This window comes from Thauera sp. WB-2 (assembly GCF_027594845.1).
Lineage (GTDB): Bacteria > Pseudomonadota > Gammaproteobacteria > Burkholderiales > Rhodocyclaceae > Thauera > Thauera mechernichensis.
The window spans coordinates 4,252,921-4,268,677 of sequence record NZ_CP088935.1 but is presented as its reverse complement, the minus strand read 5'-3'; the positions used below and the strand labels follow the sequence as shown (position 1 = coordinate 4,268,677).

General features: G+C 66.3%; 18 protein-coding genes. 10 read left to right on the top strand and 8 right to left on the bottom strand.

What is annotated here, in order from left to right:
- The first annotated feature begins 133 nt into the window (after window positions 1-133).
- The 4 genes from LQF09_RS19425 (at window position 134) to LQF09_RS19410 (ending at window position 2,967) form a co-directional block, all read left to right on the top strand.
- Complete coding sequence (locus LQF09_RS19425; protein WP_270068798.1) at window positions 134-1,468, top strand: TrkH family potassium uptake protein; 1,335 nt, start codon at window positions 134-136, stop codon at window positions 1,466-1,468.
- Window positions 1,461-2,156, top strand: a complete 696-nt coding sequence (locus LQF09_RS19420; protein ID WP_270068797.1) for a potassium channel family protein — start codon at window positions 1,461-1,463, stop codon at window positions 2,154-2,156. The genes LQF09_RS19425 and LQF09_RS19420 overlap by 8 nt, the downstream gene beginning before the upstream one ends.
- 79 nt (window positions 2,157-2,235) lie before the next feature.
- Window positions 2,236-2,457, top strand: a complete 222-nt coding sequence (locus tag LQF09_RS19415; RefSeq protein WP_270068796.1) for a hypothetical protein — start codon at window positions 2,236-2,238, stop codon at window positions 2,455-2,457.
- Between the two features lie 204 nt (window positions 2,458-2,661).
- Window positions 2,662-2,967, top strand: a complete 306-nt coding sequence (locus LQF09_RS19410) for a DUF2703 domain-containing protein (protein ID WP_270068795.1) — start codon at window positions 2,662-2,664, stop codon at window positions 2,965-2,967.
- On the opposite strand, the gene LQF09_RS19405 is transcribed toward LQF09_RS19410, so the two are convergent.
- From LQF09_RS19405 to LQF09_RS19375, 7 genes are all read right to left on the bottom strand, one after another.
- A complete protein-coding gene (locus tag LQF09_RS19405) occupies window positions 2,953-3,801 on the bottom strand; it encodes an SDR family oxidoreductase (protein ID WP_270068794.1) in 849 nt (282 codons plus the stop codon). The genes LQF09_RS19410 and LQF09_RS19405 overlap by 15 nt on opposite strands.
- Before the next feature lie 38 nt (window positions 3,802-3,839).
- Complete coding sequence (locus LQF09_RS19400; protein ID WP_270068793.1) at window positions 3,840-4,334, bottom strand: OmpA family protein; 495 nt, start codon at window positions 4,332-4,334, stop codon at window positions 3,840-3,842.
- Between the two features lie 176 nt (window positions 4,335-4,510).
- Complete coding sequence (gene hemW / locus LQF09_RS19395; RefSeq protein ID WP_270068792.1) at window positions 4,511-5,734, bottom strand: radical SAM family heme chaperone HemW; 1,224 nt, start codon at window positions 5,732-5,734, stop codon at window positions 4,511-4,513.
- Entirely contained in the window at window positions 5,731-6,336 is a 606-nt protein-coding gene (gene rdgB, locus LQF09_RS19390; protein ID WP_270068791.1) for an RdgB/HAM1 family non-canonical purine NTP pyrophosphatase, read from the bottom strand. Before rdgB ends, hemW begins: the two co-directional genes overlap by 4 nt.
- Before the next feature lie 3 nt (window positions 6,337-6,339).
- The gene (rph, locus tag LQF09_RS19385) at window positions 6,340-7,059 is read right to left on the bottom strand and encodes a ribonuclease PH (protein ID WP_270068790.1); all 720 of its coding nucleotides are present in this window, start codon (window positions 7,057-7,059) and stop codon (window positions 6,340-6,342) included.
- 8 nt (window positions 7,060-7,067) lie between these two features.
- Complete coding sequence (locus tag LQF09_RS19380; protein ID WP_270068789.1) at window positions 7,068-7,991, bottom strand: PP2C family protein-serine/threonine phosphatase; 924 nt, start codon at window positions 7,989-7,991, stop codon at window positions 7,068-7,070.
- 11 nt (window positions 7,992-8,002) lie between these two features.
- Window positions 8,003-8,950: a serine/threonine-protein kinase gene (locus LQF09_RS19375; protein ID WP_270068788.1), complete on the bottom strand. Its 948-nt coding sequence runs from the start codon at window positions 8,948-8,950 to the stop codon at window positions 8,003-8,005.
- Between the two features lie 91 nt (window positions 8,951-9,041).
- On the opposite strand from LQF09_RS19375, the gene LQF09_RS19370 reads away from it, so the two are divergent.
- The 6 genes from LQF09_RS19370 (at window position 9,042) to LQF09_RS19345 (ending at window position 14,805) form a co-directional block, all read left to right on the top strand.
- On the top strand, window positions 9,042-9,908 hold the full coding sequence (locus LQF09_RS19370; RefSeq protein ID WP_002926087.1) for a YicC/YloC family endoribonuclease: 867 nt from the start codon (window positions 9,042-9,044) through the stop codon (window positions 9,906-9,908).
- 12 nt (window positions 9,909-9,920) lie between these two features.
- Entirely contained in the window at window positions 9,921-10,535 is a 615-nt protein-coding gene (gene gmk / locus LQF09_RS19365) for a guanylate kinase (protein WP_002926084.1), read from the top strand.
- A gap of 2 nt (window positions 10,536-10,537) precedes the next feature.
- The gene (gene rpoZ / locus LQF09_RS19360) at window positions 10,538-10,753 is read left to right on the top strand and encodes a DNA-directed RNA polymerase subunit omega (RefSeq protein WP_002926082.1); all 216 of its coding nucleotides are present in this window, start codon (window positions 10,538-10,540) and stop codon (window positions 10,751-10,753) included.
- 22 nt (window positions 10,754-10,775) lie between these two features.
- The gene (locus LQF09_RS19355) at window positions 10,776-13,004 is read left to right on the top strand and encodes a RelA/SpoT family protein (protein ID WP_002926080.1); all 2,229 of its coding nucleotides are present in this window, start codon (window positions 10,776-10,778) and stop codon (window positions 13,002-13,004) included.
- 108 nt (window positions 13,005-13,112) lie between these two features.
- Complete coding sequence (locus LQF09_RS19350; protein ID WP_002926078.1) at window positions 13,113-13,301, top strand: DUF3460 family protein; 189 nt, start codon at window positions 13,113-13,115, stop codon at window positions 13,299-13,301.
- 55 nt (window positions 13,302-13,356) lie between these two features.
- Window positions 13,357-14,805 (top strand): exonuclease domain-containing protein, encoded by a 1,449-nt coding sequence (locus tag LQF09_RS19345; protein ID WP_270068787.1) that lies wholly within the window; start codon window positions 13,357-13,359, stop codon window positions 14,803-14,805.
- Between the two features lie 32 nt (window positions 14,806-14,837).
- Here LQF09_RS19345 and LQF09_RS19340 read toward each other — a convergent pair whose 3' ends face one another.
- Window positions 14,838-15,536, bottom strand: a complete 699-nt coding sequence (locus LQF09_RS19340) for a Crp/Fnr family transcriptional regulator (protein WP_270068786.1) — start codon at window positions 15,534-15,536, stop codon at window positions 14,838-14,840.
- Window positions 15,537-15,757 lie beyond the last annotated feature (221 nt).

Genomic DNA, 15,757 nt, shown 5'->3' with positions numbered 1-15,757 from the left:
CATGACCATCCACTGCTTCATGTTTAGCGGCGACAAGGTTTTGACCCGGGCAATTCCCACCCGCCGGGCGTATGATTCGCACCCGATGTGCGTTTTTTTCCGCGCCGCAGCATGACTCGAAGGATGGTGCGAATTGAAGATTCGTGAGGTCCAGCACCCGGCACGTGTCGTTCCGCTCGCGTTCCTGATCACGATCCTGATCGGAACCGCGTTGCTCATGTTGCCGATCGCTCGCGCAGATGCCGTCGCCACGCCTTGGCTTACCGCGCTGTTCACCTCGGTATCGGCTGTGTGCGTGACCGGCCTGGTGACGGTGGATACGGGCACTTACTGGTCGTCGTTCGGGCAGTGGGTGATCATGGCGCTGTTCCAGGTCGGGGGCTTCGGCATGATGACGGTCGCCACGCTGCTCGGGCTCATGGTCAACCGCTCCTTGCGCTTGCGCACACGGTTAACGGCGCAAGCCGAAACACACGCCGTCGGTATCGGTGACGTCACCAGCGTGGCCAAACTCGTGCTTGTCGTGACCTTGATCGTCGAGTTGATCGTCGCACTGGCGTTATTGCTGCGTTTGCGTATCGGCTATGAGTTGGACTGGGCCGATGCTGCTTGGAGCGGCCTCTTCCACGCCGTGTCTGCCTTCAACAACGCGGGGTTCTCGATCCACGCGGATGGCCTGATGCGCTACGCGAGCGACGGCGCGACCCTCGCCCCCATCATGTTTGCGATTGTTGTCGGTGGTTTGGGTTTTCCTGTCCTTAATGATCTGCGCAGGAAGTTTACGACCCCGCACCATTGGTCGGTGCATACCAAGCTCACGCTCGTGGGCACGGCCGTGCTGTTGGTGGGCGGCACGATCCTGCTGCTTGGCTTCGAGTGGTCCAATCCGCGCACGCTCGGTCCAATGGCCACCGGGGACAAGTTGCTGTCGGCGATCTTCGCGTCGGTGTCGGCACGCACGGCCGGATTCAATTCGATCGATATCGGCGGGCTGACGCACGAGAGCCTCGGGGTGCACTACTTCCTGATGTTCATCGGCGGCGGCAGTGCCGGAACGGCTGGTGGTGTCAAGGTGGGTACGGCGATGATCCTGGTGATGCTTGTGATCGCCGAGATCCGGGGGCGGATGGATACGGAGGCTTTCGGTCGGCGTATCAGCCATTCGGCCCAGCGCCAGGCCATCACCGTACTTGTTCTCAGCAGCGCGGTGATCGTGCTGGGTACGGTGTTTATCCTCCACACGACCGACATCGCGACCGACAAGGTCATCTTCGAGGTGATCTCGGCGTTTGCAACCGTGGGCCTGTCCACCGGCATCACCGCTGAGCTGCCCGAATCGGCACAGCTGATGCTGGTCCTGCTGATGTACGTCGGCCGGGTTGGAACGATCACATTGGCGGCATCGCTCGCGCTGGGCGAGCATCGCATGCCCTTCCGCTATCCAGAGGAGCATCCCGTTGTTGGCTAGGCTATTTACAGAGCAGTTCGCCTTCTCGAAGGGCGACAGTGTGGTCGTGATCGGTCTGGGGCGCTTTGGTGGCGCCGTGGCCGACTCCCTGATGCAACTCGGGCACGACGTGATGGGGATCGACCGTGATGCCGAACCGGTGCATGCGTGGGCGGACCTGCTGACCCACGCAGTCCAGGCCGATTCGACCAACGCGATGACCATGCGACAACTCGGAGTGGCGGACTTCTCGCACGCCATCGTGGGTATCGGTGGCGATCTGGCCGCGAGTCTGATGACTGTGATGGCGCTGACCGAGCTGGAAATCCCGGATATTTGGGTCAAGGCCATGACGCCCGAGCACGGCAAGATCGCCGAGCGCATCGGTGCGCATCACGTCGTCTACCCCGAGGCCGACATGGGTGAGCGCGTCGCCCACCTCATCAGCGGGCGAATGATGGACTACATTGAATTCGACGACGGCTTTGCGATCGCGAAGATCCAGGCGCCGCCAGCGACGTACGACCTCTCGCTCGCCGAGTCCCTGGTGCGCGAGCGCTTCGGCGTCACGGTGGTCGGCATCAAGCGCGCGCACGAGGACTTCCAACACGGCAAGCCCAGCAGTGTCGTGCTGCCCGGCGATCTGCTGATCGTCTCCGGGCCCACCAAGAAGGTGGAGGCGTTTGCGGCCAGTGGGCGCAGACGCTAGCCGGCCAAGCCGCTGGTGACTGCTGTCCGGCAGTCTGTGGTCCATCTCATCGTGTCGTCTCCGAAATGGCCTCTGCGAAATGCTCAACTGGATCCTGAGTCAATTCAAGCGGCAGTCGGCCGAAGATCTCGAGCGGGCGCGAGAATTGGTCAAGGCAGCCGAGCGGGGAGGAGCACACCTGAACCTATCGAAGGCGCGTGAGCTTGCGCGGGCGCTCGGGATCGAAGTGGGGGCCCATGCAAGCGCCGATGAGGTCGTTCACGCAATCCGGCGTTACCTCAGTCATCACGGCGAGTTGTGAGTCTGGCAGTGCCTACCGCTGGACATAGAACCTGGGCGAGCACAGCCGCGCGATTGCGCCTTGTTTTGAAGGTCGTCTCCGCTCAGAGACCCGCCGCTGCACCATCGAGATGACGAATGTCGCTCCGGGGTGCAAGCTGCCGACTCCGATCATCTAGACATCTCGTTGTCCGCCACCGTCCGCCCTTCAGCGATCCCGATCACCATGAAGATCCTGAACATCCTTTGGCAGCGACTCGTGACGCCGGAAGGGGAGACCTGCGAGCGCTGCGGCGGCACGTACGACGCCATCGTCCGGGCTCTCCCCAAGCTTGAACAAGCGCTGCGCCCGCTTGGCCAGAGCACCCGCTGCTCGGCCTGTGGCCCTCGGGTTCTTCGTCAGGACTGCGCGGGGCGCGGGCTGATGACCGAGACGTGCCATGTGCCGCATCGCGAGCGCGGGGCGGTGGAGAAGCAACTCGGCAGGCCGCTTTACCCACCACCCGACGGCGTCAGGCTACTGCCGAGATGATGCAGGTGCCGCAACGGCGCCAGCGAGGATGCCGCCATCGATGTTGAGTTCCGCCCCGTTCATGTAGGCGGCCTCGTCGGAGGCGAGCATCACGGCTACGGCGGCGACCTCCTCCGGCCGCCCGAAGCGTCGCAGGGGGCAATCCTGGACGAACTCGCGCATTCTGATCTCGCGCTCCGGACCCTCGCCCAGGAGCGGTTCCCACATGGGTGTCAGCACGGCGGCGGGGTGGATCGAGTTGCACCGGATCGGCAAGCCCTGCTCGGCGCAGTAGAGCGCCACGGTCTTCGTATGGTTGCGCACGGCGGCCTTTGACGAGGCATAGGCCGCGGCGCCGGGGATGCCGACCAGGCCGGAGCGCGAGGACACATTGATGATCGAGCCCGTGCTTGCCGATTGGCGCATCGCCTGAATGGCGTGCTTGCAGCCGAGAAACACGCCGTCCAGATTCGTGCGATGCACGGCATGCCAATCCGCGAGCGAGGCATGTTCGGGGTCGTGCGCCAGGCAGCCGTCCTCGAATCCGGTGATCCCTGCGTTGTTGACCAGGACGTTCAGGCCCGCAGCTTCGCCAAGGATCTGCGCCATGGCCGCCTGCCAATGGGGTTCTTCGCGCACGTCGAGGTGTAGGTAGCGCGCATTGGCACCCAGGGCGGCGGCTAGCGCCTGGCCCATGTCTTCGTTGATGTCGCTCAGATAGACGAAGGCGCCATTTTCAACAAAGGTCGTGGCAATCGCAGCCCCGATGCCGCGCGCGGCGCCCGTCACCAAGGCGGTCTTGCCATCGAGTCGCTTCATAGCGCCGTTCCTCTCTTGTGCGAAAAAGCCGGGCATGCCCGGCTTTCGAGTCTTGTTCGCGTGCCGTGGTGCGCTTACTGCACCCGTACCTCGACCCTGCGCGCCTCCGCGGCGTCGCTGCCGCCGAGGGTGACGGCGGGGCGGCGCATCAGCACGCGCTCGGTGGGCACACCGGCGGCGACGAGGGCGTCGCGCACCGACAGGGCGCGGTTCTTCGCCACTTCGGCGTTGACCGCTGCGCCGCCGGTCTCATCGTGGTAGCCGGACAACAGTGCGCTGGCCGTTGGTGTGGCTGCCAGTGCCGAGGCGACGGTGGCGATCTGCTCGTCGGCGGTCGCCGGCAGCGCGGCCTGGCCGAGCTCGAAGTAGATCTTCACCAGCGGTTCGCCGACTTCGGCGACGTCCACAAAGGCGACCTCACCTGCACCGTGCGCTGCAAGCGCCGGCGCCGCCTGCTTTCCGCCCAGCTGGTTGGCGGCCAGGCCGATGACGAAGGCGATGACCAGCGCGATGATGCCGAACACCACGCCCATCACGACGTTGAGCTCGCTGTCTTCCTGATCGAACATGTGCTGGATTCTCCTGTAGATGCGCGACCCGACGGCTGGGGCAGCGTGGACCGGATTCTATCGGAATGCGCTTGCAGCCGTATCCGGCGCTGCATCAGGGCAAGACTGGTGAGCCTCGACCACTGGCTCAGCGAGGCGGCCGCGCTTCAGCCTCATGGTCGTGAGGGCTTGCACCCTCAATCCCGCAAGAACACCTGCAGCAACTCGTTCAGGAACCGCCGCCCCTGCAGCGTCGGCCGCAAGTGCCCCTCTGCCATCTCCAGCAGCCCGCGCTCGCGCGCCTGCGCCAGCTCGTCGGTGATCGTCTCGATCGGCACCCCGGTGCGTGCGGCGAACAGCTTGGCCGGCACACCCTCGGTGAGGCGCAGCGCGTTCATCATGAACTCGAAGGGCAGCTCGGCTACCGACACCTCGCGCGCCTCCTGGATGAAGTCGTTGCGTGCCGCGCCTTCGAGGTAGCGCCCCGGGTGCTTGTGGCGCATCTCGCGGCGGATGCCTTCGTGGCTGGAGAGCTTGCCGTGGGCGCCGGGGCCGATGCCGAGGTAGTCGCCGAAGGTCCAGTAGTTGAGGTTGTGACGGCTCTGCTCGTGCGGACGGGCGAAGGCGGAGGTCTCGTAGTGGGCGAAGCCGGTCGCGGCGAGGCGGGATTCGATCGCCTCCTGCATGTCGGCGGCGGTGTCGTCGTCGGGCAGCGCCGGCGGGTTGTGGGCGAAGGGGGTGTTGGGTTCGAGGGTGAGGTGGTAGCAGGACAGGTGCTGCACGCCGAAGCCGATTGCGGTGTCCAGGTCAGCGAGCGCCATGTCCAGGGTCTGGCCTGGCAGGGCGTACATGAGGTCGAGATTGACGCGCTCGAAGTGCGTGCGCGCAGCGTCGATCGCGCGTCGCGCCTCATCGCCGCCGTGGATGCGGCCGATCTTCGCCAGCATGGCGTCGTCGAAGCTCTGGATGCCGAGCGAGATTCGATTGACGCCGGCAGCGCGGTAGTCGCGGAAGCGCCCGGCTTCCACCGTGCCCGGGTTGGCTTCGAGCGTGACCTCGGCGAGCGGGTCGAGCGGCAGGAGCATGCGGATGCCGGTGAGCAGGCCGTCGAGCGTGGCCGCCGACATCAGGCTGGGCGTGCCGCCACCGATGAAGACGCTATGTACCCGCCGCCCCCAGACCTGGGGCAGTGCGTGCTGGAGGTCGGCGAGTACCGCATCGAGCCAGGCCTGCTCCGGGATGCCGCCCTCGCGCGGGGCGTGCGAGTTGAAGTCGCAGTAGGGGCACTTCCTCACGCACCAGGGAAAATGCACGTACAGCGACAGCGGCGGAGGTGCCTCGAGCTGTGGACGCTCGGGTAGCGGCAGGGGCTTCGCCGGGGGGGTGACCGGGCTCAGCGGGATGATGCGGCGGCTGCTCACAGCGGGTAGTACTTGAGGCGGTCGAGCAGGTGGCGCATGGCGGCGCCGCGGTGGCTGAGGGTGTTCTTGAGCGCAGGTTCGAGCTCGGCGGCGGTCTGTTCGAGGTCGGGCAGCCAGAACAGCGGGTCGTAGCCGAAACCGCCCGCGCCGCGCTCGGCGGTGAGGATCTGGCCGTGCCATTCGCCGTCGGCGATCAGCGGGCGCGGGTCCTCCGCGTGACGCACCAGGACCACGGTGGAGTAGAAGTAGGCTGCGCGCTGGGCGGGCTCGGTGAGGTGCGCGAGCTTTTCCAGCAGCAGGGCGTTGTTGCGTGCATCCGACTTGGGCTCGCCGGCAAAGCGCGCGGAGATCACGCCCGGTGCGCCGCCTAGCGCTTCCACGCACAGGCCGGAGTCGTCGGCGACCGCCGGCAGGCCGGTGGCCGCTGCCGCGTGACGGGCCTTGGCGAGTGCATTCTCGACGAAGGTGGGGTGGGGCTCCTCGGCTTCGCTGACGCCGAACACCGACTGCGGCACCACCTCGATCCCCAGCGGGGCGAGCAGGGCCTGCATTTCGGCGGCCTTCTTGACGTTGTTGCTGGCGAGGACGAGTCGCTTGCTCATGCTTCAGGCTCCATGAATGGCATTGCGTTGCAGTTCGAACAGGCGGCGGCCGCCGAGTTCGGCGAGGTCGAGCAGGGCGTTGAGTTCGGCGCGCGAGAAGGCTGCGCCTTCGGCGGTGCCCTGCACCTCGATCAGGCCACCGCCTTCGGTCATCACCACGTTCATGTCGGTGTCGCAGTCGGAGTCCTCGGCGTAATCGAGGTCGAGCACCGGGACGCCCAGGTGGATGCCCACCGAGACGGCGGCGACGAGCTCGCGCATCGGGTTGCGGGCGAGCTTGCCGGCGGCAACCAGGCCGACGAGCGCGTCATGCACGGCGACGCAGGCGCCGGTGATGGCGGCGGTGCGGGTGCCGCCGTCGGCCTGCAGCACGTCGCAGTCGATCACGACCTGGCGTTCGCCCAGGGCGGTGAGGTCGACCACGGCGCGCAGGCTGCGCCCGATCAGGCGCTGGATTTCCTGGGTGCGGCCACTTTGCTTGCCCTTGGCGGCTTCGCGCGCGCTGCGGGTATGGGTGGCGCGCGGCAACATGCCGTACTCGGCGGTGAGCCAGCCCTGGCCCTTGCCGCGCAGGAAGCCGGGAACGCTGTCGTCCACGCTGGCCGTGCACAGCACGCGGGTGTCGCCGAACTCGACCAGCACCGAACCTTCGGCGTGGCGGGTGAAGCCGCGGGTGAGGCGCACGGGGCGCAGTTCGGCAGGTTGGCGGTTGCTGGGTCGCATGGAGGTTCCTATCGCTTGTCGAGTTTCTTGATGGTGTCGTTGATCTCGCGGATCGCGCGTTCGATCTCGTCGTCGTTGTCCAGCTCGCCGGAGGCGTCCGCACCCATGCTCGAGGTGTCGAGACGGGTGGTGTTGTCGTCGAGCGCCATCGTCCGGGTGGAGATCGCGTCGGCCATCGTTGCCTGACTGGCGTTGTCGGCATGCCAGCACATGGCGACGATGGACAGGTTGTCGGCACTGCTGCCGGCAGCGAGTTCTGCCTGCTTGAGGAGCTGGGGCACGCAGCGGCTGAGTGGGCCGCCGGTGAGTCCGCTGACGAGCGCATCGTCGCCCGCCGGGCCCCACACGCCGTCGCTGCACAGGGCGATGATGTCGCCGTCGCGCAGCGGTGTCCGGGCGGAATGCTCGATCTGCGGCGCGTGGCTGCCTCCCAGGCAGGAGTAGAGTCGATTGCGAGCGGGGTGGCTGTCGGCCTCGGCGGGCGTGAGGATACCCTGATCGACCAGCAGTTGCGTGCGCGAATGGTCGCGCGTGCGCGTCACCACATGGCCGCGACGCAGCAGGTACAGGCGCGAGTCGCCGGCATGCGCCCAGTGCGCGGCGCCGTCCTGGATGACGCAGGCGACGATGGTCGTGCGCGGCGCCTCGGGCAGCGCGCGGTCGAGCGCATCGTCGAGGATGGCGTGATGGGCACCGGCGAGTGCGCGCGACAGGAACAGGCCAGGGTCGGGCAGGGCGGGGCGCGCCTCGCGCTGGAACGCCTGGACCACGTGGCGGGCGGCGATGTGCGCGGCCAGTTCGCCATGCAGGTGGCCGCCCATGCCGTCGGCGACGAGCATGAGCAGGGCATCGCGCGAATAGCAGTGCGCAATGCGGTCCTGGTTGTCGTTGCGCTTGCCGGTGCGGCTTTCCTGGTAGATCGTGAAACGCATGGGCAGTCTCTTCAGTTGCGTCCGATGAAGGACTTCAGCCTGCCGCCGAGGTCGGAGAACCAGCGTGCGGACGGTTGTGCCCCGGTGTCGCGATGGATCAGCGCCTTCTGCAGGCTGTACACGCTCTGCGGCCGGGCCAGCGGGTCGAGCTTGAGGCACCAGTCCACGAGTTCGAGCAATTGTGGCGCGTAGTGTTCGGCATGGGTCTTCGCGACCGGCTGCAGGGTGTCCTTGGTGCTGCGTTCATCGGCACGCGGCGGCGCCTTGCCGGTGACGCTGGCATACAGGCTGGCGCCGACGCTGTAGATGTCTGTCCATGGGCCGAGCTGATCGCGCTTGTCATACTGTTCCGGTGCGGCATAGCCTGGCGTGTACATCGGCTTGAGCACCGGTTGGCCCACCATCAAGGTCTGGCGTGCCGCGCCGAAATCGAGCAGCACGGGCGTGCCGTCGGCACGCAAGTAGATGTTGGCCGGCTTGATGTCGAGGTGGAGCAGCTTGTGGGCGTGCACTTCGCGCAGGCCGTTGAGCATGCGGGCGAACACCGCGCGGATGAACAGCTCCTTGAGCTCGCCGCGGTGGCGCTGGATGTAGTCGTGCAACGTGCGGCCGCGCTCGAATTGCATCACCATGTACACCGTGCCGTTGGCGCGGAAGAAGTTGAGCACGCGCACCACGTTGGGGTGCATCAGCTTGGCGAGCGCGCGGCCTTCCTCGAAGAAGCACTTCATGCCGTAGCGGAAAGCGGCGCGGTGCTCGTCCGGGACCTGCGGTTCGATCTCGCCCTCCTTGCGCAGCGCGAGCGAATTGGGCAGGTACTCCTTGATCGCCACCGGGATGCCGGCCTCGTCATGAGCGAGGTACACGATGGAGAAGCCGCCCAGCGACAATTGCCGCTCGATACGGTACTGGTCGAGCTGAAAGCCCTGTGGCAGCGCGAAGTTGGCTTGAGAGGGCATCTTCGTGGGCGCTAGAATCAGCTCTTTGCAGCTTCATTCCTGAGTGGGACCCGCAGTGTAATCGATCGCGCCGGGTTCCCGGAGACTCCACATGATCCACAGCATGACGGGTTTCGCGGTACAGACGCGAGACCTGGGCAGCGTTTGTCTGCACCTCGAACTGCGCAGCGTCAATTCGCGCTATCTCGACCTCGGCTTTCGTATCGTCGATGACCTGCGTGCGGCCGAACCCGCCATTCGCGAACGCCTGAGCGCCCGCCTGGGCCGTGGCAAGGTCGAATGCCGGCTCAACCTGCAGGCCGGCCATGGCGGTGCGCGCAGCCTGGCGCTCAACACCGCACTGCTCGATCAGCTCGCCGACGCCCAGGCCGGGCTGCGTGCGCGCTTTGCCGATGCCGCGCCGCTGTCGGTCAATGAGCTGCTGCGCTGGCCCGGCATGCTGGCTGACGACGGCCTCGGCTTCGACGAGATGCTGCCGGCGATCGTCGAGCTCACCAACGCCGCGCTCGACGAACTCGTCGCCACCCGCCGTCGTGAAGGCGACAAGCTTGCCGACATGATCCGCGAGCGCGTCGTGCGCATGCGCGAGCTGGTCACCATCGCCACCCCGCGCATGCCGGCCGTTGTTGCCGAATACCAGGAGCGCCTCACGACCAAGCTGCGCGACGCAGTGGCCAGCCTTGACGAGGACCGCATCCGCCAGGAGGTGGCGCTCTACGCGCAGCGCATCGACGTGGCCGAGGAGCTCACCCGGCTCGTCACCCACCTCGACGAGGTCGAGCGCATCCTCAAGGCCGGCGGGGCTGCGGGCAAGCGCCTGGATTTCCTGATGCAGGAGCTCAACCGAGAGGCCAACACCCTGGCCTCCAAGTCGCCCGCCACCGACATCACCGCCATCGCCATGGAGATGAAGGTGCTGATCGAGCAGATGCGCGAGCAAGTGCAGAACATCGAATAAGGAGCGCCTCGCATGCCCGGAACCCTCTTCATCGTCACCGCGCCATCGGGCGCGGGCAAGACCACCCTGGTGCGCGGCCTGCTGCAACGCGATGCACGCGTGCAGCTGTCGATCTCCTACACCACGCGCGACCCGCGCCCGGGCGAGCAGGATGGGCGCGAGTACCATTTCGTCGATGTGGCAACCTTCCGTGCCCTGCGCGATCGCGGCGAGTTTCTCGAGTGGGCCGAGGTGCATGGCAACTATTACGCTACTTCCAAGGTCTGGTTGAAGGAGCAGATCGAGGCTGGGCGCGACACCTTGCTCGAGATCGACTGGCAGGGGGCGCAGCAGGTGCGCAAGCACTTCCCGGATGCGGTCGGGGTCTTCATCCTGCCGCCGTCGATGGAGGCGCTCGAGGCGCGTCTCGTCGGTCGCGGCACCGACAGTCCCGACGTGATCAGCCGGCGCTTGCTGGGTGCGCGCGGGGAAATGCGCCATGTCGCCGAATTCGACTACGTTATAATCAACGACGAAATCGGTGCCGCGCTGGATGATCTCGTCGCCGTCGTGCGTGCAGCGCGCCTGCGCTGCGGCAATCAGCACCTGCGGCATCCCGAATATTTCGCCTTTCTCGAACAGGATTGAACATGGCCCGCATCACCGTCGAAGATTGCCTGAAACGCATCCCCAATCGCTTCCAGCTCACCCTGGCTGCGACCTATCGTGCCCGCCAGCTCACCATCGGCAGCACGCCCCAGATCGAACTCGAGCCGGGTGACAACGACAAGCCCACCGTGATCGCCCTGCGCGAAGTGGCGGCGGGCAAGGTCGGGCTCGAGATGCTCAACCGCGGCCAGGCCTGAGCCCGGGGCCAGGGGGTGAAGCATGCAAGCCAATCATGTAGGCGCGCCCCCTCAGCCCGCGCAATCCCCCGGCCCGATCTTTCGTCCGCCGGTGTCGAGCGTGCTGTCGCTCGACTTCCAGCAACTCAAGGCCAAGATCGAGACCTACCTCAAGCCCGAGGACGTCGGCCGGGTTGAGGCGGCTTACCATTTCTCGGCCGATGCCCATGCCGGGCAGTTCCGCGTCAGTGGCGAGCCCTATGTCAGCCACCCGGTTGCCGTCTGTTCGCTCGTCGCCGACTGGCATCTTGACGCCCAGGCGCTGATCGCCGCGCTCCTCCATGATGTGATGGAGGACACCCACATCACGAAGGCGGAGCTGACCGAGCGCTTCGGCAAGGTGTCCGCCGAGCTGGTCGATGGCCTGTCCAAGCTCGACAAGATCGAGTTCCGCTCGCAGGAAGAGGCGCAGGCCGAGAACTTCCGCAAGATGCTGCTGGCGATGGCGAGCGACTTGCGCGTCATCCTCATCAAGCTCGCCGACCGCCTGCACAACATGCGCACGCTGGACCACATGCGTCCGGCCAAGCGCCGCCGCATCGCCAACGAAACGCTCGAGATCTACGCGCCGATCGCCAACCGGCTCGGCCTCAACGACCTCTATCGCGAGCTGCAGGAACTGTCCTTCCGCAACAAGCATCCGCTGCGCTACGAGGTGCTTGCCAAGGCGATCCGCTCGGCGCGTGGCAACCGCCGCGAGGTCGTGGGCAAGATCCTCGCCAGTATCGAGGAGCGCTTGCCGCAGTGGGGCATCGGCGCAGAGGTGCAGGGGCGCGAGAAGCATCTCTACGGCATCTACCGCAAGATGGTGGAAAAGCACCTGTCCTTCTCGCAGGTGCTCGACATCTATGGCTTTCGCGTCATCGTGCGCGACGTACCGAGTTGTTACCTCGCGCTGGGCGCACTGCACTCGATGTACAAGCCGGTGCCGGGCAAGTTCAAGGACTATCTGGCGATTCCCAAGGCCAATGGCTACCAGAGCCTGCACACGACGCTGATCGGCCCTTTCGGCATGCCGGTCGAGGTGCAGATCCGCACCCGCGAGATGCACCACATCGCCGAGACCGGCGTGGCCTCCCACTGGCTGTACAAGGAGGACGAGCGCACGCTCTCCGAACTCCAGCAGAAGACGCACTCATGGCTGCAGTCCCTGCTCGAGCTCCAGTCCACCTCGGGCGAGGCCACCGAGTTCCTCGAGCACGTCAAGATCGACCTTTTCCCTGGTGAGGTCTACGTGTTCTCGCCCAAGGGCAAGATCTTCTCCATGCCCAAGGGCTCGACGCCGGTCGATTTCGCCTATGCGGTGCATACGGACGTTGGCAACCGCTGCGTGGCCTGCCGCATCAATGGCGACCTGATGCCCCTGCGCAGCGAGCTCAAGAACGGCGACCAGGTCGAGATCATCACCGCCGCGCATGCCAACCCCAACCCCGCCTGGTTGTCCTACGCCCGCACCGGCAAGGCGCGCTCGCAGATCCGCCACTTCCTCAAGAACGCCCAGCTCGACGAGTCGGTCGCACTCGGCGAGCGCCTGCTCAACCAGGCTTTGCGACCGCACGGGCTCACCCTGGGGCAGATCTCCACGTTTGCCTGGGACCGCTTCCTGCGTGACCGCGGTGTGCGCAGCAAGAAGGACATCTTCTCCGATCTCGGTCTGGGCAAGCGCTTGCCGATCATCGTGGCGCGGCGTCTGGCAGAGGCCCAGGACCTCGAATCCGGTCGCCCGGACGTGGTCAAGCCCAAGCCGGCAGGCGCCATCACCATCCGCGGCTCCGAGGGCGTTGCGGTCCAGTTGGCGCGGTGCTGCCACCCGATTCCGGGTGATCCGATCATCGGTACCTTGCGCAAGGGCCAGGGACTCGAAGTGCATACGCACGACTGCGCAGTGATGGGCAAGCTGCGTGGTGACCGCGGGCGCTGGGTCGATGTGGAGTGGGAGCACGTTGTCGATGATCGCCTGTTCGATGTCGGCATCCGCGTGCTCACGCGCAATGCTCGCGGCGTGCTTGCCCGTGTCGCCAATGCGATCGCCGAGGAAGACTGCAATATCCAGAGCGTCAGCATGGAAAGCGGGCAGGGCGACTACACCGCGCTCAATTTCACCGTCCAGGTGCGCGACCGCATGCACCTGGCGCGCGTCATGCGCGGGGTACGCAGGGTGCAGGAAGTGGTGCGCATTGGCCGGGCCAAGGGCGACGGGCGGGCGAGCTGAACGGCCGCCGCGCTGCTAGAATACCGGCCTTGTGTCTTTGCTTGCGCTGCGGCCATGGCCGCTGCAGGCGCGACTGACAACCCTCATTGCATCCAGCCGGGACCCGACATGGCAATGTACGAATCCGATCACACCAAGTTCATGCGCGAATGGCTTGCGCAGCATCCCGAGCAGGCGGCAGAACAGCAGAAGGGCCGCGCGCTGTGGTGGGACAAGCCGCAGGACGTCCGTGCGCAGGGCGCGCTCGAGCAGGCCAAGGTGCCGGTCAAGCCCTACTACTACGACAGCAACCACTGAGCCGTAACGCCCTGAACACCTTGCCGCAAGGGCGGCGCGAAGGCGGCGCGCGCGCATGAGCCTGCCGCGTCGCCTCGCCTTCATTGATGTCGAGAGCACCGGCGCCCATCCGGTGCGCGACCGCATCACCGAGATCGCCATCCTGCGGATCGAGGACGGGCAGGTCGTCGCAAGCTGGGAAAGCCTGGTCTGTCCCGGTCAGCCGATTCCGCCGCTGATCCGCGAGGTGACCGGCATCTCCGATGAGATGGTTGCCGACGCGCCGAGCTTCGAAGCGCTCGCGGACACGGTCGAAGCCCTGCTTGCCGACTGCGTCTTCGTCGCCCACAACGCCCGCTTCGACTTCGGTTTCATCAAGAGTGCCTTCGACCGCATCGGACGCCGTTTCGATGCGCCGGTGCTGTGTACGGTCAAGCTGTCGCGCGCGCTCTACCCCGAGCATCATCGGCACGGCCTCGATGCACTGATAGAGCGCCATCAACTTGTCTGTGACGCCCGTCACCGCGCCATGGGCGACGTGCAGGCGCTCTGGCAGTTCGTGTGCCAGGCCCGGGCCGCATTTGCTCCCGAGGTGCTCGAGCGCGCCGTCGAGCGTGCGATGAAGGCGGCGGCCCAGGCCCCCGGCCTGCCCGAGGGCCTGCTCGAGGCGGTGCCGGACGTGCCCGGGCTATACCTTTTTCACGATACCCCCGAGCCGCCCGCTGGTGCGCGCGACACTCGACCGCTATACGTCGGTCGCGCGCAAAGCCTGCGTGCGCGGGTACGTGAGCACTTTGCCGCGCAGGCCCGCAAGGGGCGCGACGCCGAGCTGGCAGCACGGGTGCGCCGGGTGGAGTGGGTCGAGACCGCGGGCGAGCTCGACACCTCACTGCAGGAGCTGGCGCTACTGCGCCGCTTTGGCCCACCCTACAACCGACCTCAGGAGCCGGCGGACACGGTCTTTGCCTTGCGCCTGCTGACGGGGCGCCGGCGGGCACCGATCTATGAACGCGTGCCCGTGGCTGGCACTGATCCGGCGCAATGGACGGGCCTGCATGGCGTGTTTCGCAACGCGCGCGAGGTGGACAACCTGCTGCGCGAACTGGCGATGCTGTATCGCCTGTGTCCGCGCCGGCTGGGGCTGGAGGGTGGGAGCGGTCCGTGCACGGCTTACCAAGGGCGCCGTTGTGCAGGCGTCTGCGCGCGACGTGAGTCGATTGACGAGCATGATGGGCGCCTCGCCGCTGCTCTGTCGGCTCTGGGCCCGAAGCCGTGGCCGTGGTCAGGCGCAGTGTTCGTGCGGGAAAGCAATGCGCACAGCGGGCGCGAGATGTTCCATCTTTTCGACCGCTGGTGCCACCTGGGCAGCGTGCCGGACGCGGCCTCGTTGGCGGCCATGGCGGCGAGCATCGCACGTGCGTTCGATGCCGATGTCGCGCGCATCCTCACACGCTGGCTCGCTGTGCCGGTTCATCTTGCCGGTGTGCAGCCGGTGGGCGGCCTGGGCGCAACAGGCGCCGAGTAAGGCCTGGTCGAGGGCCTGTGTGTGCAGTGCGCTCAGTGTGCTGCGCAGCTGCGCAGTTCCGAGACCCGGTTCAACACCATGCCACGCCGGCCGCGCGGCTGGATCATGCCGTCGCGGGTCAGTTGCGAAAGGATGCGCGACAGGGTTTCGGGCGTCAGGTTGAGCTGTGCCGCAATGGTCTGCTTGTCGATGTCGAGGCGGATCTCACAGTGCTCGGCATCGTCGGGCGCGAGGCGGGTGAGGTAGTGCGCGACGCGCTGCGTGCCGCTCATCTGCAACTGTACCTGCATGGTCGACATCAGGTCGTAGTTCGCCATCGCCAGGCGCATCGCCATCGACACCGAGAATGCGGTCGAACTCACCATGGCTTCGCGCAGGAGGGTGGTCGGAACCAGCAGCAGCTCGGTTGCCGTCATGGCCTGGGCGTTGACGATGTGCGGGCGGTTGAGCATTGCTGCATCCTCGCCGAAGAAACAGCCTGATTCCGCCAGGCTGACGATTTTCTCGCCGCCCGAGGGTGAGAGCACGAAGCACTTCACCCGACCGGAGAGGACGAGGTAGACACCGCGCGGGCAGTCATCCTGTTGCACGAGCAGTTCGCCGCGCGCCGCGTGGATGGGCCGCGCGCCGGCCTGGAGGCGGTTGCGCTCCGCGTCGTCGAGCATGTTGAAGGGGCTGAAGCGGCTCAGTAGGCTGCTGGTATCGACGACGGGGGGCTTGCTGCGGCTCATGCGGTTCTCCTGCGGACGCCGTGTCCGGCGCTAGACCTGTACACTAGACACTTGTGCACCGATTTACGCCCCGCCAGCGCTGGGCCGGACGCCCGCTGTGGCTTGGCGCATACCTCTAAAGAGGTATGCGCCAAGCGTGTAAGTGCATGATTTGAATAGGGTGGCAAGAATGAGTGCTTCCGAGTTGCCTGACCCTGGCGTTAAAGGGGTATGTCCACGTT

What these genes read in the sequence shown, in the direction of transcription:
- LQF09_RS19345 (WP_270068787.1), top strand. Translation starts at nt 13,357, where the DNA reads ATGAGCCTGCCGCGTCGCCTCGCCTTCATTGATGTCGAGAGCACCGGC.
- rpoZ (WP_002926082.1), top strand. Translation starts at nt 10,538, where the DNA reads ATGGCCCGCATCACCGTCGAAGATTGCCTGAAACGCATCCCCAATCGC.
- rph (WP_270068790.1), bottom strand. Translation starts at nt 7,059, where the DNA reads ATGCGACCCAGCAACCGCCAACCTGCCGAACTGCGCCCCGTGCGCCTC.
- LQF09_RS19355 (WP_002926080.1), top strand. Translation starts at nt 10,776, where the DNA reads ATGCAAGCCAATCATGTAGGCGCGCCCCCTCAGCCCGCGCAATCCCCC.
- rdgB (WP_270068791.1), bottom strand. Translation starts at nt 6,336, where the DNA reads ATGAGCAAGCGACTCGTCCTCGCCAGCAACAACGTCAAGAAGGCCGCC.
- LQF09_RS19380 (WP_270068789.1), bottom strand. Translation starts at nt 7,991, where the DNA reads ATGCGTTTCACGATCTACCAGGAAAGCCGCACCGGCAAGCGCAACGAC.
- LQF09_RS19400 (WP_270068793.1), bottom strand. Translation starts at nt 4,334, where the DNA reads ATGTTCGATCAGGAAGACAGCGAGCTCAACGTCGTGATGGGCGTGGTG.
- LQF09_RS19370 (WP_002926087.1), top strand. Translation starts at nt 9,042, where the DNA reads ATGATCCACAGCATGACGGGTTTCGCGGTACAGACGCGAGACCTGGGC.
- LQF09_RS19405 (WP_270068794.1), bottom strand. Translation starts at nt 3,801, where the DNA reads ATGCCCGGCTTTTTCGCACAAGAGAGGAACGGCGCTATGAAGCGACTC.
- LQF09_RS19375 (WP_270068788.1), bottom strand. Translation starts at nt 8,950, where the DNA reads ATGCCCTCTCAAGCCAACTTCGCGCTGCCACAGGGCTTTCAGCTCGAC.
- gmk (WP_002926084.1), top strand. Translation starts at nt 9,921, where the DNA reads ATGCCCGGAACCCTCTTCATCGTCACCGCGCCATCGGGCGCGGGCAAG.
- LQF09_RS19415 (WP_270068796.1), top strand. Translation starts at nt 2,236, where the DNA reads ATGCTCAACTGGATCCTGAGTCAATTCAAGCGGCAGTCGGCCGAAGAT.
- LQF09_RS19410 (WP_270068795.1), top strand. Translation starts at nt 2,662, where the DNA reads ATGAAGATCCTGAACATCCTTTGGCAGCGACTCGTGACGCCGGAAGGG.
- LQF09_RS19350 (WP_002926078.1), top strand. Translation starts at nt 13,113, where the DNA reads ATGGCAATGTACGAATCCGATCACACCAAGTTCATGCGCGAATGGCTT.
- LQF09_RS19340 (WP_270068786.1), bottom strand. Translation starts at nt 15,536, where the DNA reads ATGAGCCGCAGCAAGCCCCCCGTCGTCGATACCAGCAGCCTACTGAGC.